This window comes from Agrococcus sp. SGAir0287 (genome assembly GCF_005484985.1).
In the GTDB taxonomy this organism is placed as follows: Bacteria; Actinomycetota; Actinomycetes; order Actinomycetales; family Microbacteriaceae; genus Agrococcus.
The window spans coordinates 1,591,449-1,613,026 of sequence record NZ_CP027942.1; the positions used below are offsets into that span (position 1 = coordinate 1,591,449).

At 72.2% G+C, this 21,578-nt stretch carries 20 protein-coding genes; 3 read left to right on the forward strand and 17 right to left on the reverse strand.

From position 1 onward, the window contains the following. Window positions 1-106: 106 nt before the first annotated feature. From nusB to C1N71_RS07690, 13 genes are all read right to left on the reverse strand, one after another. Window positions 107-529: a transcription antitermination factor NusB gene (gene nusB, locus C1N71_RS07630; protein ID WP_137755844.1), complete on the reverse strand. Its 423-nt coding sequence runs from the start codon at window positions 527-529 to the stop codon at window positions 107-109. Between the two features lies 1 nt (window position 530). Then, on the reverse strand, window positions 531-1,094 hold the full coding sequence (gene efp / locus C1N71_RS07635) for an elongation factor P (RefSeq protein ID WP_137757262.1): 564 nt from the start codon (window positions 1,092-1,094) through the stop codon (window positions 531-533). Window positions 1,095-1,180: 86 nt separating this feature from the next. Next, window positions 1,181-1,615, reverse strand: coding sequence for a type II 3-dehydroquinate dehydratase (aroQ, locus tag C1N71_RS07640; RefSeq protein WP_137755845.1), 435 nt, complete (start codon window positions 1,613-1,615; stop codon window positions 1,181-1,183). Window positions 1,616-2,514: 899 nt separating this feature from the next. Continuing rightward, window positions 2,515-3,579, reverse strand: coding sequence for a 3-dehydroquinate synthase (aroB, locus tag C1N71_RS07645; RefSeq protein ID WP_254677939.1), 1,065 nt, complete (start codon window positions 3,577-3,579; stop codon window positions 2,515-2,517). Continuing rightward, entirely contained in the window at window positions 3,576-4,073 is a 498-nt protein-coding gene (locus tag C1N71_RS15330) for a shikimate kinase (protein ID WP_137755847.1), read from the reverse strand. Before C1N71_RS15330 ends, aroB begins: the two co-directional genes overlap by 4 nt. Next, the gene (gene aroC, locus C1N71_RS07655; RefSeq protein ID WP_137755848.1) at window positions 4,070-5,257 is read right to left on the reverse strand and encodes a chorismate synthase; all 1,188 of its coding nucleotides are present in this window, start codon (window positions 5,255-5,257) and stop codon (window positions 4,070-4,072) included. Before aroC ends, C1N71_RS15330 begins: the two co-directional genes overlap by 4 nt. Window positions 5,258-5,307: 50 nt before the next feature. Further along, window positions 5,308-6,084, reverse strand: a complete 777-nt coding sequence (locus C1N71_RS07660; protein WP_175414147.1) for a shikimate dehydrogenase family protein — start codon at window positions 6,082-6,084, stop codon at window positions 5,308-5,310. A gap of 273 nt (window positions 6,085-6,357) precedes the next feature. Beyond that, window positions 6,358-7,938: an endolytic transglycosylase MltG gene (gene mltG / locus C1N71_RS07665; protein WP_137755850.1), complete on the reverse strand. Its 1,581-nt coding sequence runs from the start codon at window positions 7,936-7,938 to the stop codon at window positions 6,358-6,360. After that, window positions 7,938-8,393: a Holliday junction resolvase RuvX gene (ruvX, locus tag C1N71_RS07670; protein WP_137755851.1), complete on the reverse strand. Its 456-nt coding sequence runs from the start codon at window positions 8,391-8,393 to the stop codon at window positions 7,938-7,940. The genes mltG and ruvX overlap by 1 nt, the downstream gene beginning before the upstream one ends. Further along, window positions 8,393-11,047 (reverse strand): alanine--tRNA ligase, encoded by a 2,655-nt coding sequence (gene alaS / locus C1N71_RS07675; RefSeq protein WP_137755852.1) that lies wholly within the window; start codon window positions 11,045-11,047, stop codon window positions 8,393-8,395. The genes ruvX and alaS overlap by 1 nt, the downstream gene beginning before the upstream one ends. Window positions 11,048-11,130: 83 nt before the next feature. After that, the gene (locus C1N71_RS07680; protein WP_137755853.1) at window positions 11,131-11,310 is read right to left on the reverse strand and encodes a hypothetical protein; all 180 of its coding nucleotides are present in this window, start codon (window positions 11,308-11,310) and stop codon (window positions 11,131-11,133) included. 110 nt (window positions 11,311-11,420) lie between these two features. Then, window positions 11,421-12,041 (reverse strand): 30S ribosomal protein S4, encoded by a 621-nt coding sequence (rpsD, locus tag C1N71_RS07685; protein ID WP_137755854.1) that lies wholly within the window; start codon window positions 12,039-12,041, stop codon window positions 11,421-11,423. Between the two features lie 126 nt (window positions 12,042-12,167). Continuing rightward, on the reverse strand, window positions 12,168-13,523 hold the full coding sequence (locus C1N71_RS07690) for a replication-associated recombination protein A (RefSeq protein ID WP_137755855.1): 1,356 nt from the start codon (window positions 13,521-13,523) through the stop codon (window positions 12,168-12,170). Between the two features lie 103 nt (window positions 13,524-13,626). Here C1N71_RS07690 and C1N71_RS07695 point away from each other — a divergent pair, with 103 nt between their 5' ends. From C1N71_RS07695 to C1N71_RS07705, 3 genes are all read left to right on the forward strand, one after another. After that, complete coding sequence (locus C1N71_RS07695; RefSeq protein WP_254677940.1) at window positions 13,627-14,409, forward strand: peptidylprolyl isomerase; 783 nt, start codon at window positions 13,627-13,629, stop codon at window positions 14,407-14,409. 28 nt (window positions 14,410-14,437) lie between these two features. Beyond that, on the forward strand, window positions 14,438-15,667 hold the full coding sequence (locus C1N71_RS07700) for a DUF349 domain-containing protein (RefSeq protein WP_137755857.1): 1,230 nt from the start codon (window positions 14,438-14,440) through the stop codon (window positions 15,665-15,667). Between the two features lie 91 nt (window positions 15,668-15,758). Continuing rightward, window positions 15,759-16,262 (forward strand): hypothetical protein, encoded by a 504-nt coding sequence (locus tag C1N71_RS07705; RefSeq protein WP_137755858.1) that lies wholly within the window; start codon window positions 15,759-15,761, stop codon window positions 16,260-16,262. On the opposite strand, the gene C1N71_RS07710 is transcribed toward C1N71_RS07705, so the two are convergent. From C1N71_RS07710 to C1N71_RS07725, 4 genes are read right to left on the reverse strand one after another with little or no spacing between them, the layout of a single operon-like run. After that, window positions 16,249-18,471, reverse strand: coding sequence for a RelA/SpoT family protein (locus C1N71_RS07710; RefSeq protein WP_137755859.1), 2,223 nt, complete (start codon window positions 18,469-18,471; stop codon window positions 16,249-16,251). The genes C1N71_RS07705 and C1N71_RS07710 overlap by 14 nt on opposite strands. A 29-nt stretch (window positions 18,472-18,500) precedes the next feature. Continuing rightward, the gene (gene secF, locus C1N71_RS07715; RefSeq protein WP_137755860.1) at window positions 18,501-19,475 is read right to left on the reverse strand and encodes a protein translocase subunit SecF; all 975 of its coding nucleotides are present in this window, start codon (window positions 19,473-19,475) and stop codon (window positions 18,501-18,503) included. Continuing rightward, entirely contained in the window at window positions 19,475-21,151 is a 1,677-nt protein-coding gene (secD, locus tag C1N71_RS07720) for a protein translocase subunit SecD (protein ID WP_137755861.1), read from the reverse strand. Before secD ends, secF begins: the two co-directional genes overlap by 1 nt. After that, the gene (locus C1N71_RS07725) at window positions 21,151-21,537 is read right to left on the reverse strand and encodes a preprotein translocase subunit YajC (RefSeq protein WP_137755862.1); all 387 of its coding nucleotides are present in this window, start codon (window positions 21,535-21,537) and stop codon (window positions 21,151-21,153) included. The genes secD and C1N71_RS07725 overlap by 1 nt, the downstream gene beginning before the upstream one ends. Window positions 21,538-21,578: the final 41 nt, after the last annotated feature.

Here is a 21,578-nt window from a genome sequence, read left to right on the forward strand (position 1 = left end):
TGCCTCCACCCTATCGAACGCGCCGCGTGCCATCGGCACGCGGCACGCACGGCGACGGCGCCGCGACGAGGGCTCGTCGCGGCGCCGTCGTGGTGCGCAGCGCGCGTCAGCCGACCTGCGCGGCGACCTTCGCGAGCACGCCGTTCACGAAGGGCCCGGAGCGCTCGGTCGACAGCTCGCCCGCGAGGTGCACCGCCTCCGAGATCGCGACCTCGTGCGGCACCGCGGGGTTGTGCGCGAGCTCCCACGCGCCGACGCGCAGGATCGCGAGGTCGATGCGCGCCATCCGCTCGAGCGACCAGTGCTCGCTCGACTGCTCGACGAGCTCGTCGAGCTCGTCGCGGTGGTGCGCGACGCCCGTCACGAGCTCCTCGCAGTACGCGAACCACGGGTGGCGCGCCCAGCCCTGGTCGAGGGCCGTGACGCGCAGCAGCTCGAGCGCGTCGGCGTCGCGCACGATGGCGGAGTAGCCGACCTCGACGGCGTGCTTGCGGGCCTTGCGGCGGGACGGGTAGACCTGGTCGCCCACGTCAGTCGGTGACGCGACCGAGGTACGAGCCGTCGGTCGTGTTGATCTTCACGCGCGTGCCCTGCTCGACGAAGAGCGGCACCTGGATCTCGGCGCCCGTCTCGACGGTCGCGGGCTTCGTGCCGGCGTTCGAGCGGTCGCCCTGCAGGCCGGGCTCGGTGTACGTGACCTCGAGCACGACCGACGGCGGCAGCTCGACCTGGAGCGCCTCCGACTCGTGCATCGTGATCTGCGCCGTGGCGCCGTCGAGCAGGTACTTCGCGGCGTCACCGACGATCTCGGGGCTCACGGAGAACTGCTCGTACGTGTCGTTGTCCATGAACACGTAGTCGGTGCCGTCGTTGTAGAGGAACTGGTAGTCGCGGCGATCGACCGTCGCGAAGTCCATCTTCGTGCCGGCGTTGAACGTCTTGTCGACGACCTTGAGGCTGCGGACGTTGCGGAGCTTCGTGCGGACGAACGCGCCGCCCTTGCCGGGCTTGACGTGCTGGAACTCGATCACGCTCCAGAGCTGTCCGTCGATGCTGAGCACCGCGCCGTTCTTGATGTCGTTCGTCGTCGCCATGTGTCCCTCGAGGATGGAAGTCGTCACGGCCCATCGGGGCCGACAGAGCATCCTATCCGACGGACGATGCGCGGCCCTGACGAGGATCAGTCGCGACGGGCGAGGATGGCGAGGGCCGCGAGGCGGTAGCCGTCGAGCCCGAAGCCCGCGACGACGCCGGTCGCGACGCCCGAGATCGTCGACGTGTGCCGGAACGCCTCGCGCGCGTGCGGGTTCGTGATGTGCACCTCGACGAGCGGGATGCCGGCCTTCGTCACGAGCGCGCACGCGTCGCGCAGCGCGTACGAGTAGTGCGTGAAGGCCGCCGGGTTGAGGATCACGGGCGTCGACGTGTCGACGGCCTCGTGGATCCAGTGCACGAGCTCCGCCTCGTCGTCGGTCTGACGCAGGTCGACCTCGACGTCGGATCCGCTCGACGCGACGACGCGCTCGACCTCGTCGAGCCCGGCCGAGCCGTACACGTCGGGCTCGCGGGAGCCGAGCCTGCCGAGGTTGGGGCCGTTGAGCACGAGGATGCGCATGGGCACGAGCCTAGGGCGCGCGTGCCCGCGCCGACGACGGTGCCCGGGCCGGGCGGGCACGGCACGAGGTCTCGTGACGGCAGCAGCCTGCGGCTGCGGCCTCCTCGACCAGCTGGTGGAAGGCACGCCGATACTCGGGACCCTTTCGAGGCTCGCTGCGCTCGCACCTCAAGGGCCGGTAGTGCGGCAGTCGCGCCCTGTCAGCCGGTCGAGGAGCGCGCGAGCCGCCAGGCGAGCACGCATCACGAGACCACGCGAGCACCGCTCCCACCGAGCCGCGCGCGTGGCTAGGTCGGGCGGGCACGGCACGAGGTCTCGTGACGGCAGCAGCCTGCGGCTGCGGCCTCCTCGACCAGCTGCGTGCGGGCACCCCTGGACGAGGATCGGCACCCCCACAGCCGGTCGAGGAGCGCGCGAGCCGCCAGGCGAGCACGCGTCACGAGACCACGCGACCGCCGCTCCCGCCCAGCCACGCGCCAGGCCGGATCGGGCGGGCACGGCACGAGGTCTCGTGACGGCAGCAGCCTGCGGCTGCGGCCTCCTCGACCAGCTGCGTGCGGGCACCCCTGGACGAGGATCGGCACCCCCACCAGCCGGTCGAGGAGCGCGAGCCGCCAGGCGAGCACGCGTCACGAGACCACGCGACCGCCGCTCCCGCCCAGCCACGCGCCAGGCCGCGCCGAGCGGGCACGTCACGAGGTCTCGTGACGGCAGCAGCCTGCGGCTGCGGCCTCCTCGACCAGCTGCGTGCGGGCGCCCCTGGACGAGGATCGGCACCCCCCACCAGCAGGTCGAGGAGCGCGAGCCGCCAGGCGAGCACGCGTCACGAGACCACGAGACCGCCGCTCCCACCCAGCCGCGCGCGCGGTCGGGTCGGGCGACCGCCGGGGACCGCGCGCTCAGTCGGCGAGCGACTGGTACGCCGTGAAGAGCATCGACTCGTCGGGGCCCTCGAGCACGCGCGGGCGGGCGACGTCGTCGAGCACGATGAAGCGCAGCATGGCGCCGCGCGCCTTCTTGTCGCGCCGCATCGTCGCGAGCAGCGTCTGCCACCGCCCGATCGGGTACGACGTGGGCAGCTCGAGCGACTCGAGGATCGCCCGGTGGCGGTCGACGACCGACTCCGGCAGCCGACCGGCCAGCCGGCCGAGCTCCGCCGCGAACATGAGGCCGATCGCGACGGCCGCCCCGTGCCGCCACCGGTAGCGCTCGGTGTGCTCGATCGCGTGGCCGAGCGTGTGCCCGTAGTTGAGGATCTCGCGCAGCCCCTGCTCCGTGAAGTCCTGGGCGACGACGTCTGCCTTCACGCGGATCGCGCGAGCGACGACGTCCGCGAACTCCGGCGTCGTGGGATCCGTCGCCTCGTCGAGATGCTGCTCGAGCAGCGTGAGGATCTCGGGGTCGGCGATGAACCCGGCCTTCACGATCTCGGCGAACCCGGTGAGCAGCTCGTTGCGCGGCAGCGTGTCGAGCAGCGCGAGGTCGCAGATCACGCGAGCGGGATGGTGGAAGGCGCCGACGAGGTTCTTGCCCTGCTCGGTGTTGATGCCGGTCTTGCCGCCGACGGCCGCGTCGACCATGCCGAGGACGCTCGAGGGCGCGAGCACGACGGGCACGCCGCGCAGCCACGTCGCGGCGACGAAGCCCGCGAGGTCGGTGACGGCGCCGCCTCCGAGGCCCACGACCACGTCCGTGCGCGTGAAGTCGGCCTGACCCATGATCTGCCACAGGAACTGCGCGACCTCGATGCGCTTCGCGGCCTCCGCATCCGGCACCTCCGCGAGCAGCACGTGGTCGCCGAGGCGCTCCTTGATGGCGTCGGCCTGTCGCGCCATGGCCGGCTGATGCACCACGAGCACCTGCGCGGCGTCGGCGACGGCGCCTGCGATCTGGTCGAGCAGCACGTCGCGACCCACGACGACGTCGTAGGGGCGCTCGGTGCGGACGGGGATGACGGTGGTCACTGCGCGGCCTCCAGCCAGGTGGCGATCTCGGCGACGACGTCGCTCATGGGACGGCGCGACGCGTCGACCTCGAGGTCGGCGAGCGCACGGTAGATGGGCTCGCGGTCGGCGAGGATGCGGCGCCAGGCGTCGATGCCCCCGTCGGCGAGCAGCGGCCGCGTCGAGCCGCCGATGCGCCATTGTGCCTGCCGGTCGTCGATCATGAGCAGCACGACGTGCGCATCGGCGAGCAGCGCCTGCGTCGCGGGCGCGAGCGGCGCTCCCCCGCCGAGCGACACGACGGCGTCGTCGACGAGCGACGAGGCGACGACCTCGGCCTCGATGGCGCGGAACGCCGGTTCGCCGCGACGGGCGAACAGGTCGGCGATGGGGCCGTGCTGACGCACGATCTCGCGGTCGGTGTCCACGAACGAGCGGCCGAGGGTGCGCGCGAGCTTGCGACCGACGCTGGACTTGCCCGCCGCCATCGGTCCGATGAGCGCGACGGGCCTCACGCGGTCGTGGCCAGCGTCTCGGGGATCGCGGCCAGGTAGGCGTCGAGGTTGCGGCGCACCTCGGCCACCGAGTCGCCGCCGAGCTTCTCGAGCATCGCGTCGGCGAGCACGAGCGCGACCATCGCCTCCGCGACGACGCCCGACGCGGGGACGGCGCACACGTCGCTGCGCTGATGATGGGCGGACGCGGCCTCGCCGGTCGTGGTATCGATCGTGCGCAGCGCGCGCGGCACGGTGGCGATGGGCTTCATGCCCGCCCGCACGCGCAGCACGGTGCCGGTGGTCATGCCGCCCTCGGTGCCGCCCGCGCGGTCCGTGAGGCGCTCGATGCCGTGCTCCCCCGGCACGAGCTCGTCGTGGGCGACGGAGCCGCGGCGCCGGGTCGTCTCGAAGCCATCGCCGACCTCCACGCCCTTGATGGCCTGGATGCCCATGAGCGCGCCCGCGAGCCGCGCGTCGAGGCGACGGTCCCAGTGCACGTACGAGCCGAGCCCCGGCGGCAGCCCGTAGGCGCACACCTCGACGACGCCGCCGAGGGTGTCGCCCGAGGAGCGCGCGTCGTCGACCTCGGCGAGCATGCGCTCGCTCGTGGCGGGATCGTGGCAGCGCAGCGGGTCCGCGTCGAGCGCACGCACGTCGTCCGGCGTCGGGATCGGCGCGCCGTCGGGCACGCGCACGGGCCCGATCGCGAGGGTGTGGCTGACGAGGCGGACCCCGAGCTCGCCGAGGAACGCCTTGGCGACCGCGCCGAGCGCGACGCGCGCCGCGGTCTCGCGGGCGGAAGCGCGCTCGAGCACGGGCCGTGCCTCGTCGAAGCCGTACTTCTGCATGCCCACGAGGTCGGCATGGCCCGGCCTCGGCCGCGTGAGCGCGGCCGCGCGGGCGCCCGTCGGGGCCTCGTCGAGCGGCGCGGGGCTCATGACCTCGGTCCACTTCGGCCACTCGGTGTTGCCGATGCGCAGCGCGACGGGCGAGCCCATCGAGCGGCCGTGGCGCACGCCGCCCGAGATCGACAGCGCATCCTGCTCGAACTTCATCCGGGCGCCCCGCCCGGCGCCGAGCTTGCGACGCTGCAGGTCGGCCTGGATGGCCTCGGCCGTCACGGGCACGTCGGCGGGGAGGCCCTCGAGGATCGCGAGGAGCTCGGGGCCATGGCTCTCGCCTGCGGTCAGCCATCGAAGCATGGCATCCATCCTTCCATCCCGCAGAAGCGCGGATGCGCACGCCGCCGGTGTCAGGCGGCGGCGACCATCGCGGCCCAGACCTCGTCCTCGCGCTCGACGGGCGCCTCGGGATCGCCGTGCACGAAGATGCGCACCTGCCGCAGCGCCTGGTGCAGCAGCATCGCGAGGCCCGGCACGAGCGGCGCGACGCCCTCGTACCTGCTGCTGCCGGAGGCGTAGTCGGCGTCGAGGATCGCGCGCGGGCCCTCGAGCGCGGGCGTCACCTGCGCGGCGGCGGGCAGCGTGCTGACGACCGCGTCGCCGACGAGCGGCGCCGCGTCGGGACCGAGCACGCGGACATCGACGCCGAGCTCCGCGCCCAGCGCGGCCAGGCGATCGCCCTTCGTCGGGGTGCGCAGCCACGCGTCGACGCGGTCCGCGCCCATCTGCGCGAGGGCGCACAGCGCCGACAGGGCCGTCGCTCCTCCGCCGACGATGGCGCCCCGGTGGACGCCCCCGACGCCGGAGGCAGCGAACGCGTCGACGATGCCCGCGACGTCGGTGTTCCACGCGGCCCGCAGGTCGACGCGCAGCGTGTTGGCGGCGCCCGTGCGGGTCACGAGTGCGTCGCGCTCGCTCGCCCACGCCGCGGCCGCCTCCTTGAGCGGCGCCGTCACCGACAGGCCGCGCCAGTCGGGGCCGAGCCCGTCGACGAAGCCCACGACCTCGTCGGCCGCGAGCCGCTCGCGCCCGTAGGCCCAGTCCAGCCCGAGCACGCGGTACGCGGCGACGTGGATGCGCGGCGAGCGCGAGTGGTCGATCGGATCGCCGATCACTGCGAGCCGCATGACGCACCTCCCAGCCATCCAATGCTTGTGGACGTGCACGTCGGCCGGCTTCCGATCACCGCGAGCCGCATGACGCACCCCCCAGCCATCCAGCCCTTGTGCACGTGCACGTCGACCGGCTTCCGATCACCGCGAGCCGCATGACGCACCCCCCAGCCATCCAGCCCTTGTGCACGTGCACGTCGACCGGCTTCCGATCACGGCGAGCCGCATGACGCACCCCCTGAGGATCCGCTCCCGATCACCGCGAGCGAGGTCACCCGCGGCCGCCCATCAGCTGCCGTACTCGGGGTTGTCGCGCAGCCACTGCTGGAAGCGCAGCACGGCCTGGTTGTGCTCGGCGAGCGTGTTCGAGAACACCGTCTCGCCCGTGGACGGGTCGACGGTCACGAAGTACAGCCAGTCGCCCTCGGCCGGGGAGAGCACCGCGTCGATCGCCGCGTCGCCCGGCGCGCCGATCGGACCGACCGGCAGACCCGCGTAGACGTAGGTGTTATAGGGGTTGTTCGCGTCCGCGCGCTCCTCGTCGGTCGTCGTGATGACGCCGAAGTCGCCGATGCCGTAGTGGACGGTGGCGTCGGACTGCAGCAGCATCCCGATGTCGAGGCGGTTCTGGAAGACGCGCGCGACCTGCGGGAAGTTCGTCGTCGGGCCGCCCTCGCGCTCCACGAGCGAGGCGAACGTCACGACCTCCTGCCACTGGTCCTGCGGCACGCCGCGGTCGGTGAGCGCCTGCCGCATGCGGTCGACCATGGCCTGCAGCATCTGCTGGGCCGTCGTGCCGCCGTCGAACGTGTAGGTCGCAGGGAACAGCCAGCCTTCGAGCGTCGATCCCGGCACGCCGTAGGCGCTCGGGTCGCTCGCCGCCTGCACGATGTCCGCCTCGGCGATGCCGGTCTGCTCGGCGAGCCTCGCGAACACCTGCTGGATGACGAAGCCCTCCGGGATCGTGACCTGCAGCACGACGCGGCTCGACTCGTCCTGCAGCGCGTCGAGCGCGGCCTGCGCGGACATCTCGAGGGCGAGCCGGTACGAGCCCGGCTGGAAGCCGATGCTCGGATCCGCGACGAGGAGGTCGTAGAACGCCTCCTGGTCGGCGATGACGCCCTCCTCCTCGAGCATCGTCGCGACCTGCGCACCCGTCCAGCCCTGCTCGATGCGCACGACGACCTCGCCGGTGCCCGCGCCCTCGTAGTCGGCCGGCTCGGCGAATCGATCGATGATCGCGGGACCGAAGAGCAGCCATCCTCCGCCGAAGACGGCGGCGAGGATCGCGACGAGCGCGACGATGATGACGATGCCGCCGCGTCGGCCGCTGCGCTGCCGCGGCGCCTTGCGAGCCTTCTCGGGTCGCGGTGCGCGCTCGCGCGGCGCGCGCGGCGACTCCGGCGCCGACGCGCTCGTGGCCGTCGCCCACGGGGTCTGGGAGGTCGAGGCGCCGACGGCGTCGGCGAGCGCGTCGACGGCCGACGGCCCGTCCTGCCGGCTCGAGGACGTCGCATGCTCGGACGCGACGGGCTCGCTCGGCCGCGACCGGCGCGACTCGGCTCGGGGCAGCTCCGGCTCCGGCGCGTCGGGGGTCGGCGTGCCGAAGATGTCCTCGAAGGTCGGCTCGGGCTGCGACGCAGGGGTGCGCTCGGCCTCCGACGCTCGGGTCGGCTCGCGCTCCGACGCAGCGGGCCGCTCGGGCACGACGGGCTGCTTCACCGTCGGCGGATCGACGGGCTCCTCGGGGGCCGGCGTCGATCGCAGCGGCGGCGTCGGCGGCACCGCGGGCTCGATCGGCTCGGATGCGTCGCCGAACGGCTCGCTCCCCGGCTCGGGCGTGCCCGGCGGCCTCCCACGACGTCCCATCAGTCCTCCTCGTGGTCCACCATCATGCCGGGTGCGCGCCCGGAGCGCTCGGCGTCGAGCGCGTGCTGCAGGATGACGACGGCGGCCGCCTGGTCGATGACGTCCTTCTGGCGCCTGGTCGATCGGCCCGCCTGTCGCATGCCGGCCTGCGCGGTCACGGTCGAGAGCCGCTCGTCGACGAGCCGCACGGGCACGACGGCGGCGAGCGCGTCGGCGACGTCGCGCGCGTCCTTCGTGCTGGGCGTGTCGACGCCCGACAGCGACAGCGGCAGCCCGACGACGACCTCGATCGCGTCGAGCTCGTCGACGAGGGAGCGGATGCGCGCGACGAGCGCACCCAGCTCGCTGCGCTGGATCGTCTCGACCGGCGTCGCGAGCAGCCCGTCGCGGTCCGACCGTGCGACGCCGACGCGGACCCTGCCCACGTCGACGCCCAGGCGGACGCCCTGGCGCATCAGGCCAGGCCCTCCGCGATCGCGCGCAGCGCCTCGGGCATGCGAGCGGCGTCCGTGCCGCCGCCCTGCGCCAGGTCGGGCTTGCCGCCGCCACCGCCGCCGAGGACGGCCGAGGCCGCCTTCGCGAGCGGACCGGCCTGCACGCCCGCGTCGCGCGCGGCCTGGTTCGTCGCGACGACGACGACGGGCTTGCCGCCCACCGTCGCGCCGAGCGCGACCGTCGCCGGCTCGGCGCCGAGGCGCTCGCGCACCTGCAGCACGAGCGATCGGACGTCGTCGGCGGAGCCGACCGCTCCGAGGTCCGCCGCGACGAGCCGCGAACGACCCTCGCGCGACGCCGACTGCGCGAGCTCGGGCACGCGCAGCGCCAGGCGCTGCGCCTCGAACTCGGCGACCTTGCGCTCCGCCGCCTTCAGCGACGCGACGAGGTCGTCGATGCGCGCGGGCAGCTGGTCCTTCGGCGTCCGCAGGCTCTGCGAGATGGTCTGCACGAGCGCTCGCTCCGCGGCGAGCTCGCGGAACGCATCCTGGCCGACGATCGCCTCGACGCGGCGGTTCGTCGCGCCGACGCTCGACTCGCCCGTGATGGCGATGAGGCCGATCTGGCCGGACGACGCGACGTGCGTGCCCGCGCACAGCTCGCGCGACCACGGGCCGCCGATGTCGACCATGCGCACGGTGTCGCCGTACTTCTCGCCGAAGAGCGCCATCGCGCCCGCCTCGCGGGCCTCGTCGAGCGGCAGGACGCGCGTGGTGACGGCGAGGTCGTCGGCGATCGCCGTCGAGGCGATCTCCTCGAGCTCCGAGCGCGTGTCGGCGCTCAGCGGGCTCGACCACGAGAAGTCGAGGCGCATGTAGCCCGCCTTGTTGTACGAGCCGGACTGGTGCGCGTCGTCGCCGAGCACCTGTCGGAGCGCGGCGTGGATGACGTGCGTCGCCGAGTGCGCCTGCGTCGCGCCGCGACGGTAGGCCGCGTCGACGATCGTGTGCGCGCGGTCGCCCACGCCGATCTCGCCGGAGGCGATCGTGACGGTGTGGCTCGTCAGGCCCGGCACGGGGCGCTGGACGTCGACGACGTCCGCCTCGAACGCGTCGCCGACGAGGCGGCCCTCGTCGGCGTCCTGGCCGCCCGACTCGGCGTAGAGCGCCGTGGCGGTGAGGATGACCTCGACGGTCTCGCCCATGCCTGCGCGCTGCACGCTCGCGCCGTCCTTGAGGATGCCGACGACGCGGCCCTCGGCCTCGAGCTCCTCGTAGCCGAGGAACGTCGTCTCGCCCGTCGCGCGAAACTCGCCGTACACGGAGCGGTCGGCGAGCGCGCCGCGCTTCGCCTTCGCGTCGGCCTTGGCGCGCGAACGCTGCTCGCCCATGAGCCGATCGAACGCGGCGCGATCCACCGTGAGCCCCTGCTCCTCGGCGATCTCGAGCGTCAGGTCGATCGGGAAGCCGTAGGTGTCGTGCAGCAGGAACGCCGTGTCGCCGGCGAGCTGCGCACGGCCGTCGTCCTTCGTCGCCGCGACGGCGCCGTCGAGCACGGCGGAGCCCGCCTCGAGCGTCTTGAGGAAGGTCTCCTCCTCCGCGAACGCGAATCGGGACAGCCGCGACCACTCGGTGGCGAGCTCGGGGTAGGCCGACTGCATCGCGTCGCGCGACGCAGCGAAGAGCGCCGGGAAGGTCGGCTCCGTGACGCCGAGGAGTCGCATCGCGCGGATCGCACGACGCATGAGGCGACGCAGGATGTACCCGCGCCCCTCGTTGCCGGGCGTGACGCCGTCGGACAGCAGCATGAGCGACGAGCGCACGTGGTCGGCGACGACGCGCATCCGCACGTCGTCCTCGTGGTCGGCGCCGTACGCGCGGCCCGAGAGCTCGGCCGCGAGGTCGAGCACGGGACGCACCTGGTCGATCTCGTACATGTTCTCGACGCCCTGCTTGAGGAACGCGATGCGCTCGAGGCCCATGCCGGTGTCGATGTTCCTCGCGGGCAGGTCGCCCACGATGCGGAAGTCGGTCTTCGACCGCACGTCGGCGATCTGGTCCTGCATGAAGACGAGGTTCCAGATCTCCACGTAGCGGTCGTCGTCGGTCGCGGGGCCGCCGTCGACGCCGTACGCGGGGCCGCGGTCGAAGAAGATCTCCGAGCAGGGACCCGCGGGGCCGGGCTGCCCCGTCGACCAGTAGTTCGTGTCGCGGCCGAGGCGCTGGATGCGCTCGTCGGGCAGGCCCGCGATCTCCTTCCAGAGCGCGACGGCCTCGTCGTCGGTCTCGAAGACCGTGACCCACAGGTCGTCCGGCGAGAAGCCGAGGTTGCCGTCCTCCTCCGAGCCCGTGAGGAACTCCCACGCGTACTCGATGGCGCCGCGCTTGAAGTAGTCGCCGAACGACCAGTTGCCCGTCATCTGGAAGAAGGTGCCGTGCCTGGGCGTGCGGCCGACCTCCTCGATGTCGTTCGTGCGGATGCACTTCTGCACGTCGGCGGCGCGCGGGAACGGCGCGGGCTCCTGCCCGGTGAGGTACGGGATGAAGGGCACCATGCCGGCGATCGTGAACATGATCGTCGGGTCGTCGCTCACGAGCGATGCCGACGGCACGATCGTGTGGTCCTTGCGCTCGAAGAAGCGCAGGAAGCGGTCATGGATCTCGGCGGTCTGCATCGTGGATCGTTCCTGACGTGCCCGGACGGGCGTCGCGACCGCCGCGGCGGGCGTCGCGTGCTCGGTGATGGAGAGGGTGCGCGCTACTCGCCGCGCAGCTCGCGGTCGCGGCTGGAGTAGCCGTCCTTGACCGCGTCGGTGAACTCGCGCACGCGCGAGTCCGCGGCGTCGAGGACCTCCCTGCCCTTCGGCGTCTGCTGCATGCGCGTGACGACGACGGCGCCGACGACGGCACCGACGGCGAGCAGGGCGATGGTCCTCATGATGTGACGCTCCTCGTGGGAAGTGAGCGGCCAGTCTATCTTTCGCGACATGGCCGCACGACGCACGAGGGCCGTCCGGGAAGCCCGGACGGCCCTCGTGCTGCGCGCGATCAGCGCGCGGCGTAGTACTCGACGACGAGCTGGACGTCGCAGACGATCGGCACCTCGGCGCGCTTGGGCCGACGCACGAGGCGCGACTGCAGGCGGTCGAGGGTCACGTCGAGGTAGCCCGGGACGGGCGGCAGGACCTGGGCGTGGCCGCCGGCGGCCGCGACCTGGAACGGCTCCATGCCCTCGGAGCGCTCGTGCACGCCGATGGTCTGGCCCTCCTTGACACGGAACGAGGGGCGGTCGACGCGCTGGCCGTCGACGGTGATGTGCCGGTGCACGACGAGCTGGCGCGCCTGCGCCATCGAGCGTGCGAAGCCGGAGCGCAGCACGAGCGCGTCGAGGCGCATCTCGAGCAGCTCGACGAGGTTCTCACCCGTCAGGCCGGCCTGGCGGCGGGCCTCGTTGAACGTGAGGCGCAGCTGCTTCTCGCGGATGCCGTACTGGGCGCGCAGGCGCTGCTTCTCGCGGAGGCGGACGGCGTAGTCGCTGTCGGCCTTGCGCTTCGTGCGGCCGTGCTGGCCGGGGCCGTAGGGCCGCTTCTCGAGGTACTTGGCGGCCTTCGGGGTGAGGGCCACGCCGAGCGCACGCGACTTGCGCGTGATGCTGGTCTTCGTGGTCATGCGTTGCTTCCTTCGCATCGCGGCTGCGCGAGCAGCCAGCCGGTCTCCCGGCAAAAGGATGGATGTCGGTCCGAGTGGACCGTCGTCCAGGCTACCAGACGCCGTGGCCGGCGCCGCCGTCGCGCGTCAGTCGCCGCGCAGGATCGCGCGGATCCGCTCGAGCCGGGCGGCGACCTCGCGCTCGTAGCCGTGGGGCCCCGGGTCGTAGTAGACGGTGCCGACGAGCTCGTCGGGCAGGTACTGCTGCGTCGCGACGCCGTGCGGCGCGTCGTGGGCGTAGCGGTAGCCCTTCCCGTGCCCGAGCCGCTTCGCGCCCGGGTAGTGCGCGTCGCGCAGATGCGTGGGCACGCGCCCGAAGGCGCCCCGCCGCACGTCGGCGATCGCGGCGTCGACGCCCCGGTACGAGCGGTTCGACTTCGGCGCCGTCGCGAGGTAGACCGTCGCCTCCGCGAGCGGGATGCGGCCCTCGGGCATGCCGATGAGCTGCACGGCCTGCGCGGCGGCCGTCGCGATCACGAGGCCCTGCGGATCGGCCATGCCGACGTCCTCCGACGCGAGGATGATGAGGCGACGGGCGATGAACCGCGGATCCTCGCCTGCCTCGATCATGCGCGCGAGCCAGTGCAGCGAGCCGTCAGGGTCGGAGCCGCGCACCGACTTGATGAACGCGCTGATGACGTCGTAGTGCTCGTCGCCCTGCCGGTCGTAGCGCAGCAGCGCCGCGTCGACGCTCTCGCCGACGATCGCATCCGTGATCGTCGGCACGGCCGCGTCGTCGGCCACGTCGGCCTCGTCGTCCCGGGCGCTCTCGGCGACGGCGAGGACGTGGGAGCCGGAGGCCTCGAGGATCGTGAGCGCGCGCCGGGCGTCGCCCGAGGCGAGCCGCACGATCGACGCCCGCGCCGCGTCGTCGAGCGCGACGCGGCCGCCGAAGCCGCGCGGGTCGCCGATCGCGCGGTCGAGCAGGCCGGCGAGCTCGTCGTCCGGCAGCTGCTCGAGCGTCAGCAGCAGCGAGCGCGACAGCAGCGGGCTGATGACGCTGAACGACGGGTTCTCGGTCGTCGCCGCGATGAGCAGCACCCAGCCGTTCTCGACGCCCGGCAGCAGCGCGTCCTGCTGCGCCTTCGTGAACCGGTGGATCTCGTCGAGGAAGAGCACGGTCTGCGTGTCGTAGAGGTCGCGCGTCGACAGCGCCTCCTCCATGACCTGACGCACGTCCTTCACGCCCGCGGTGACGGCGCTCAGCTCGACGAAGCGCCGGTCGCTCGATGCCGCGATGGCCTGCGCGATCGTCGTCTTGCCCGTGCCGGGAGGGCCCCAGAGGATGACGGACTGGCCGCTGCGCGTGCCGGGCGTCGCGAGCCGCCGCAGCGGCGAGCCCTCGCGCAGCAGGTGCGCCTGGCCCACGACCTCGTCGAGCGAGCGCGGTCGCATGCGCACCGCGAGCGGCGCGGTCGACGATCCGAGCCCCGCGTTCGCCATGCCTCGATCGTACGAGAGACCTCCGACGCCCGACGTCCGCTCGGCGACCGCGCACAGTCGCAGGCGTTACGCTCGTGCGAGCATCCAGACGGGAGACGGATCGGTGACGAGCACCAAGGAGCAGCAGCGGCGCGTCCGCGACTACCGCGCACGCCGCGCGGTGCACGAGGGCAAGCAGCGCAGGCTCAGGCGCGACAACGTCATCGCGATCGTCGCCGTCGTGCTCGTCGGCACCGCGGCGGGCCTCGGTCAGTGGTGGTACGCCGACTCGCAGCCGAGCGACGAGGCCGCGGCCTCGCCCTCCCCCAGCCCCGAGGCGGAGGGCACCGCGACCGACGCCGTCCCCGACCCGTCGCTCGCCGAGGGTCGCGACTGGACGGGCACGATCACGATCGACGGCGTCGAGCTCGGCATCGAGCTCGACGGCGCGGCCGCGCCGCAGGGCGTGTCCGCCGTGATCAACGACATCCAGACGGGCTACTACGTCGGCAAGACGTGCCACCGCCTCACGACGTCGCCGCGCTTCGAGGTGCTGCAGTGCGGCTCGATCGACGGCACGGGCGCCGGCGACCCGTCGTACCAGTACGGCCCCATCGAGAACGCGCCGGCCGACGACGTCTACCCCGCCGGCACGATCGCGATGGCGCGCGCGGGCGGCGACGCGAACTCCAACGGGCACCAGTTCTTCATCGTCTACGGCGAGACCGACATCCCCTCGGACGCCGCGGGCGGCTACACCGTGGTCGGGCAGGTGACGAGCGGCCTCGACCAGCTCGTGGCCGACGTCATCTCGGCGGGCACCGCGGTCGATCCGGCCACGGGCGTCGCACCGCAGGACGGCGCTCCGGCCGAGCCCGTGACGATCGACGCCGCGACGGTGCAGTGACGCGCTCCGCGTGAAGTAGCCTGGGCGCATGGACGCGAACCCGTGGGGCCGCGTCGACGAGCACGGCACCGTCTCCGTCCGCGAGGGCGAGCAGTGGCGTGAGGTCGGCCAGTACCCCGACGCGAGCCCCGATGAGGCGCTCGCCTACTTCCAGCGCAAGTACGCAGACCTCGAGGGGCAGGTGCGCCTGCTCGAGCAGCGGTCGCGCGCCGGCGCCTCGGCGAACGACGTGCAGAAGGCCGCGAGGCACCTGCGCGAGTTGGTCGTCGGCGCGAACGCCGTGGGCGACCTCGAGGCGCTGCTGACGCGGCTCGACGCCCTCGGCGCGAAGCTCGAGGAGCTGAGCGCCGAGCAGAAGGCGGAGGCGGAGCAGCAGGCGCAGGCCGCGATCGCCGACCGCGAGGCCATCGTCGCCGAGGCGGAGGCGCTCGCCGCTCGCGATCCCAAGCAGGTGCAGTGGAAGCAGGCGAGCGCCGAGCTCGACGCCCTCTTCCAGCGCTGGCAGAGCGCGCAGAAGGACGGCCCCCGCATCCCGAAGTCGGTCGGCGACGCGCTGTGGAAGCGGTTCCGCGACGCGCGCCAGACGGTCGAGCAGGGCCGTCGGGCCTTCTTCTCCGAGCTCGACTCGCAGCACAAGGACGCGCGCACGCGCAAGCAGTCGCTCGTCGAGCGCGCGCAGGCGCTCGCGCCGAAGGGCGCCGACGGCATCCCGGCGTACCGGTCGCTGCTCGACGAGTGGAAGGCGGCCGGCCGCGCAGGCCGCAAGGTCGACGACGCGCTGTGGGCCGAGTTCAAGGCCGCCGGCGACGTGCTCTTCCAGGCGAAGTCGGAGGCGAACGCCGTCGTCGAGGGCGAGCAGGGCGAGAACCTCGCCGCCAAGCGCGCCATCCTCGAGGAGGCGCAGCCGCTGCTGCAGGTCACCGACCGCGTCAAGGCGCGCGAGACGCTCACGGCGCTGCAGCGCCGGTGGGACGAGATCGGTCGCGTCCCGCGCGATGCCGTGCGCGAGGTCGAGGACGGCATGCGTCGCATCGAGGCGCACGTGCGCAGGCTCGACGACGAGCACTGGGACCGGACGAACCCCGAGCGCAAGGCGCGGTCGGAGGGGCTCGCCGGCCAGCTCGAGGAGTCGATCGAGCAGCTGGAGGCCGCGATCGAGGCCGCGAGGGCGTCGAAGGATGCCGCGAAGGTCAAGGGCCTCGAGGCCGAGCTGCAGACGAAGCGCGAGTGGCTCGCGGTCGTCGCCGCCGCGCGCTGACCCTCTCCACAGCCCGAGCCGAGGCGCCGCTCTCCACAACCGGGAGCGCGGCGCCTCGTCGCATCCGCGCGCACGGTGCACCCTCGCCGGCATGCTCTCCATCGCCGAACGCTCCGCCATGCGCCTCGACGGCGACCTCGTCGACCTCGCCGACTCGGCGCGGCACGTCGACCGCCTCGTCTCCCCCGCCGATCGCCTGCGATCGCTGCGCCTGCCGCTCGCGCCCGTGCACATCGTCTCCGGCCTCGCCGCCGCGTGGATCCACGGCGCCGCGCCGCTGCCGCGCACGATCGACGTCGCGACCCTGCGCCATCGCCGCGCGGACGTGCCCGCGGGCTGCCGCGCGCTCATCCGCCGCATCGCCCTCGACACGTGCCTCGTCGTCGACGGCGTGCGCGTGACGTCGCCGCGGCGCACCGCGGTCGACCTGCTGGCCGACGACCCCTACGACGAGGTGGCGCGGGCGGCGATCCGCCTGCTTGTCGACGACGTGCGCGAGGTGCGCTGGGCGATCCCGGGCTCGGGACGCAGCCGCATCGAACGATCGATCGCGCGGCTCGACGCGCTGGCGCTGCCGCCGATCAGCCGCCCGTGACGCGGTAGACGTCGTAGACGGCGTCGATGCGTCGGACCGCGTTCAGCACGCGGTCGAGGTGCGTCGTATCGCCCATCTCGAAGACGAAGCGGCTGATCGCCAGGCGGTCCGTGCCCGTCTGCACCGACGCGGAGAGGATGTTCACGTGGTGCTCGCTGAGCACGCGCGTGACGTCCGAGAGCAGCCCCGAGCGGTCGAGCGCCTCGACCTGGATGTGCACGAGGAAGACGCTCTTGACGTTGTCCGCCCATGACACCTCGATCATGCGCTCGGGCTCGGCGAGCAGCCCCTGCACGTTGGGGCAGGAGCGCTGGTGGACGCTGACGCCCTGACCGCGTGTGACGAAGCCGACGATGTCGTCGCCGGGCACCGGGGTGCAGCACTTCGACAGCTTCACGAGGATGTCGTCCGCGCCGCGCACGAGCACGCCCGACGACGATGTGCGCGACTGCACGCCGCGCGAGGGGCTGACGGGGATGAACTCGTCGTCGTCGACGGTGCCCGGCAGCCCGGCCACGACCTTCTCGAGCACCGACTGCGTGGAGACGTGCCCCTCGCCCACCGCCGCGTAGAGCCCGTTGACGTCGTCGTAGCCCATCGCGGAGGCGACGGCGACGAACGACTCGCGGCTCATGAGCTGCTGCAGCGGCAGGTTGTGCCGGCGCATCGCCTTCGCGATCGCGTCGCGACCCTGCTCGATCGCCTCGTCGCGACGCTCGCGCGTGAACCACTGGCGGATCTTGTTGCGGGCGCGCGCGCTCTGCACGAACGAGAGCCAGTCCTGGCTCGGACCCGCGTCGGGGTTCTTCGACGTGAAGACCTCGACGACGTCGCCCGTCTGCAGCGCGGTGTCGAGCGGCACGAGCCGGCCGTTGATCTTCGAGCCCATCGTCCGGTGCCCGACCTCGGTGTGCACCGCGTACGCGAAGTCCACGGGCGTCGCGCCCTTCGGCAGGCCGATGACCTTGCCCTTGGGCGTGAAGACGTAGACCTCCTTCGCGCCGATCTCGAAGCGCAGCGAGTCCAGGAACTCGCCGGGGTCCTGCGTGTCCGCCTGCCAGTCGTTGAGGTGCGCGAGCCACGCCATGTCCTCGCCCGTGACCGCCTGGCCGCCGCCCTGCTTGTACTTCCAGTGCGCCGCGACGCCGTACTCGGCGCGGCGATGCATCTCCTCGGTGCGGATCTGGATCTCGACGTGGCGCCCCTCGGGACCGATCACGGTCGTGTGGAGCGACTGGTACAGGTTGAACTTCGGCGTCGCGATGTAGTCCTTCATGCGCCCGGGCATGGGCTTCCATCGCGCGTGGATCTGGCCGAGCACCGCGTAGCAGTCGCGCACGGTGGGCACGATGACGCGGACGCCGACGAGGTCGTAGATGTCGGAGAACTCGTGGCCCCGCACCTGCATCTTGTTGTAGATCGAGTAGTACTGCTTCGGCCTGCCGGTGACGCGACCCTTGATGCGAGCGCCGCGCATGTCCTCGACGAGGGCGTGCACGACCTCCTCCATGTACCGGTCGCGCTCCGGAGCGCGCCCCTCCACGAGGTTCTTGATCTCGACGTAGACCTTCGGGTTCAGCACCGCGAACGAGAGGTCCTCGAGCTCGGTCTTCATCGCCTGGATGCCGAGGCGGTGCGCAAGCGGAGCGTAGATCTCGATCGTCTCGCGCGCCTTGCGCTGCGCGGACTCGCTCGACACGAAGCCCCAGGTGCGCGCATTGTGCAGGCGATCGGCGAGCTTGATGACGAGGACGCGGATGTCCTTGGCCATCGCGACGACCATCTTGCGCATGGTCTCGGCCTGCGCGGCCTCGCCGTACTGCAGCTTGTCGAGCTTCGTGACGCCGTCGACGAGCATCGCGACCTCGTCGCCGAAGTCCGCCCGGCACTGGTCGAGCGTGTACTCCGTGTCCTCGACGGTGTCGTGCAGCAGCGCCGCCGCGATCGTCACGGGCCCGATGCCGAGGTCGGCGAGGATCTGCGCGACGGCGACGGGATGCGTGATGTACGGCTCGCCCGACTTCCGGAACTGCCCCTGGTGGGCGCGCTCGGCGACGATGTACGCACGCTGGATGAGCCCGGTGTCGGCCTTCGGGTGATGGCCCTTGACCGTGCGGATCAGGTCGTCGATCGCGCCCGCGCGGTTCGACCGCGAGAACAGGAAGGGCAGCAGGGTGCGAAACGCGCCGGTGGTCTGCGTCTCGCTCATGCGTCCATCCTGCTCCCGCGGGCGTGCCGTCAGACGACTGCGCCGCGCTCCGAGGCGCGCTTGACCCTCGCCTCGCCGATCTCGTCGCCCTTGCGCATCTGCGCGTAGAGCGGCGCGGCGACGAAGAGCGTCGCCCAGGCGCCCACGAGCGTGCCGATGAGCAGGGCGAGGGAGATGTCGCGCAGGGTGCCGGCGCCGAGCAGGAACGATCCGATGAAGAGGATCGACGCGGTCGGCAGCGCCGCGATCACGGAGGTGTTGATCGAGCGCACGAGCGTCTGGTTCACCGCGAGGTTGATGTTGTCGAGGAAGGAGCCGGAGGTGCCCGGTGCCGTGTTCTCGCGGATCTTGTCGAACACGACGACGACGTCGTAGAGCGAGTACGACAGGATCGTGAGGAAGCCGATGACCGCGGCGGGCGTGATCTCGAAGCCGAGCGTGCCGTAGACGCCGAGGGTCACGATGAGCGTGAAGAACAGCGACGCGAGCGCCGCGACCGACATCTTCCAGGTGCGGAAGTAGAAGGCCATGATGATCGCCGCGAGCAGCACGAACGCGATGAGGCCGATGATCGCCTGGCGCGTGATGTCCTGTCCCCACGAGGGGCCGACGAACGACGAGGTGATCTCGTCCTGCGACACGTCGAGCGCGGATGCGAGGGCGTCGCGGATCTCGACGGTGTCGGCGTCCGAGAGCTGCTCGGTCTGCACGCGCAGGCCGTCCTGGCCGACGCGGGCCACGTTCGGCACGGCGTTCGCACCGAGGACGCCGGTCACGGCATCGGAGGCGACCTGCTCGTCGACCTGCTCGACGCCCGAGATGCGGAACTCGCTGCCGCCGCGGAACTCGATGCCGAACTCGAAGCCGCCGCGCAGCAGCGGTCCGAGGACGCTGAGCACGATGACGGCGAGCGCGACGAGGAACCACGTCCTCCGCTTGGCGACGAAGGGGAACGAGGACTCGCCCGTGTAGAGGCGGTTGCCGAACTGGGTGAGGGATGCCATCACCGCTCCTGCTCTGCCGAGGCGGATGCCTTGCGCTCGGCGATCGACTGGCGGCGCTGCGCCTCGCGCGAGCTCCTCGCGCCCTTGCCTGCTGCGACGGGGTCGCGGAACTGCGCGCGGCCGCGGTAGACCGCGCCGAGCGCCTTCGGGTCGAGGCCCGACATCGGGTGCCCGCTCGAGAAGAACCGCGTCCTGGCGACGAGCTGCAGCATCGGGTGCGTGAAGAGCGCCACCACGATGAGGTCGATGATCGCCGTGATGCCGATCGTGAAGGCGAAGCCGCGCACGTTGCCGACGGCCACGAGGTAGAGCACGATCGCCGCGAGCAGGTTGAGCGCCTTCGACGCGAGGATCGTGCGCCAGGCGCGGCGCCAGCCGGCCTCGACCGCGCTCGTGAGCGCCCGACCGTCGCGCAGCTCGTCGCGCACGCGCTCGAAGTACACGATGAACGAGTCGGCGATGAGGCCGATCGAGATGATGAGGCCCGTCACGCCGGCGAGCGAGAGGCGATAGCCCTCGGCCGACGACAGCCACGTGATCACGAGGTACGTGATGCCGCCTGCGATGACGAGGGACGCGATCGTCACCGACGCGAGCGCGCGGTACTGGAAGATCGAGTAGCCGACGACGAGGATGAGGCCGATGATGCCGGCGACGATGCCCGCCTGGAGCTGGCTCTCGCCGAGCGTCGCCGCGATCGTCTCCTCCGACTGCACCTCGAAGCCGATGGGCAGCGAGCCGAACTTCAGCTGGTCGGCGAGCGACGACGCCTCCGCCTGCGTGAAGCCGCCCGTGATGGACGCCTCGCCGTTCGTGATGACGGCGTTCGACTGCGGCGCGATGATCACGGCGCCGTCGAGCACGACCGCGAACTGGTTGCGCGGGCTCTCGAGGCTCGTGATGCGGCTCGTGACCTCGTCGAAGGCCTCGGTGCCTCGCGCGTCGAGCTGGAGGCGGACCTCCCACTCGCCCGTGGGCGTGCCGGTCGAGGTCGTGGCCTGGCCGAAGCTCGCGTCCGAGATGTCGGAGCCCTCGACCTCGACGGGGCCGAGGATGTAGCGGGCCGTGCCGTCCTCCGAGCACGTGATGAGCGGCTCGTCGGCGGGCTGCTCGCCGCGGTCGGGATCCTGCAGCGTCGCGCAGTCGAACGTGTCGTACTCGGCCTGCAGGGTCGGCGTGATCCACGCGAGGTCGGAGGCGTCGGCGGGCGCGGGGGCGTTCGGGTCGTCGACGGGCGGCGTCGCCTCGATCGTCTCCTCGTTCGTCGCGATCTCGTCGGGCGTCAGCGCGGCCGCGACCGTGAGCACGGGGCGGAACTCCATGCGGGCGCTCGACTGCAGACGGTCCATGGTCGCGTCGTCGACCTCGCCGGGGATCGACACGACGATGTTCTGGCCGCCCTGCGTCGTGATCTCGGACTCCGAGACGCCGGACGCGTCGACGCGCTGGCGGATGATCTCGACCGCCTGGTTCAGCTGCTCCTCGGTGACCTGCTGCCCCTCCTGGAGCTGCGGCGACAGGATGACCTGCGTCCCACCCTCGAGGTCGAGCGCGAGCCGGGGCGTCCACTCGCCGTTCGCGGTGGCGACCGACACCCAGTTCAGCCCCGCGAAGAGGGCGCCGATGACCAGGAGCCAGATGAATGCGCGCCCGGTGCGCGCCCGCGCCTTCGCCACTACGGGCGCTCGGTGGTGGTGCCGTCGCCGCCGGTCTCGGCGTCGTCGACGGACGACTCCTCAGGCGTCGACTCGTTCTCGACGACGCGCGCGAGGGTCTGCCGGTGCACGCGCAGCGTGGTGCCGGGCGCGACCTCGATGAGGGCCTCGTTCGTGTCCTCGTCGACGGCGACGAGGGTGCCGAAGAGTCCGAAGTTCGTCATGACGTCGGCGCCGGGCACCATCTTCGTCTGCAGCTCCTGCTGCTGCGCCTTGCGCTTCTTGCTGTTGCGGAACATGAAGAAGATCAGCACGGCGAGGATCAGCAGCATGCCGATCGTCAGCGGGTCGAACGGGATGCCGCCGGTCTGGGCGTTGTCGTTCGCGGACTGGATGAGGGTGTGCATGTGAAGGTCGCTTCAGTCGAAGTTCGGATGGGTCCACGCCA

What these genes read in the sequence shown, in the direction of transcription:
- aroQ (WP_137755845.1), bottom strand. Translation starts at nt 1,615, where the DNA reads ATGCGCATCCTCGTGCTCAACGGCCCCAACCTCGGCAGGCTCGGCTCC.
- ruvX (WP_137755851.1), bottom strand. Translation starts at nt 8,393, where the DNA reads ATGCGCCAGGGCGTCCGCCTGGGCGTCGACGTGGGCAGGGTCCGCGTC.
- C1N71_RS07690 (WP_137755855.1), bottom strand. Translation starts at nt 13,523, where the DNA reads ATGGCGAACGCGGGGCTCGGATCGTCGACCGCGCCGCTCGCGGTGCGC.
- efp (WP_137757262.1), bottom strand. Translation starts at nt 1,094, where the DNA reads ATGGCGACGACGAACGACATCAAGAACGGCGCGGTGCTCAGCATCGAC.
- C1N71_RS07725 (WP_137755862.1), bottom strand. Translation starts at nt 21,537, where the DNA reads ATGCACACCCTCATCCAGTCCGCGAACGACAACGCCCAGACCGGCGGC.
- alaS (WP_137755852.1), bottom strand. Translation starts at nt 11,047, where the DNA reads ATGCAGACCGCCGAGATCCATGACCGCTTCCTGCGCTTCTTCGAGCGC.
- aroC (WP_137755848.1), bottom strand. Translation starts at nt 5,257, where the DNA reads ATGCTTCGATGGCTGACCGCAGGCGAGAGCCATGGCCCCGAGCTCCTC.
- C1N71_RS07680 (WP_137755853.1), bottom strand. Translation starts at nt 11,310, where the DNA reads ATGAGGACCATCGCCCTGCTCGCCGTCGGTGCCGTCGTCGGCGCCGTC.
- secF (WP_137755860.1), bottom strand. Translation starts at nt 19,475, where the DNA reads ATGGCATCCCTCACCCAGTTCGGCAACCGCCTCTACACGGGCGAGTCC.
- rpsD (WP_137755854.1), bottom strand. Translation starts at nt 12,041, where the DNA reads ATGACCACGAAGACCAGCATCACGCGCAAGTCGCGTGCGCTCGGCGTG.
- mltG (WP_137755850.1), bottom strand. Translation starts at nt 7,938, where the DNA reads ATGGGACGTCGTGGGAGGCCGCCGGGCACGCCCGAGCCGGGGAGCGAG.
- C1N71_RS07660 (WP_175414147.1), bottom strand. Translation starts at nt 6,084, where the DNA reads ATGCGGCTCGCAGTGATCGGCGATCCGATCGACCACTCGCGCTCGCCG.
- C1N71_RS07710 (WP_137755859.1), bottom strand. Translation starts at nt 18,471, where the DNA reads ATGAGCGAGACGCAGACCACCGGCGCGTTTCGCACCCTGCTGCCCTTC.
- C1N71_RS07705 (WP_137755858.1), top strand. Translation starts at nt 15,759, where the DNA reads ATGCTCTCCATCGCCGAACGCTCCGCCATGCGCCTCGACGGCGACCTC.
- C1N71_RS07700 (WP_137755857.1), top strand. Translation starts at nt 14,438, where the DNA reads ATGGACGCGAACCCGTGGGGCCGCGTCGACGAGCACGGCACCGTCTCC.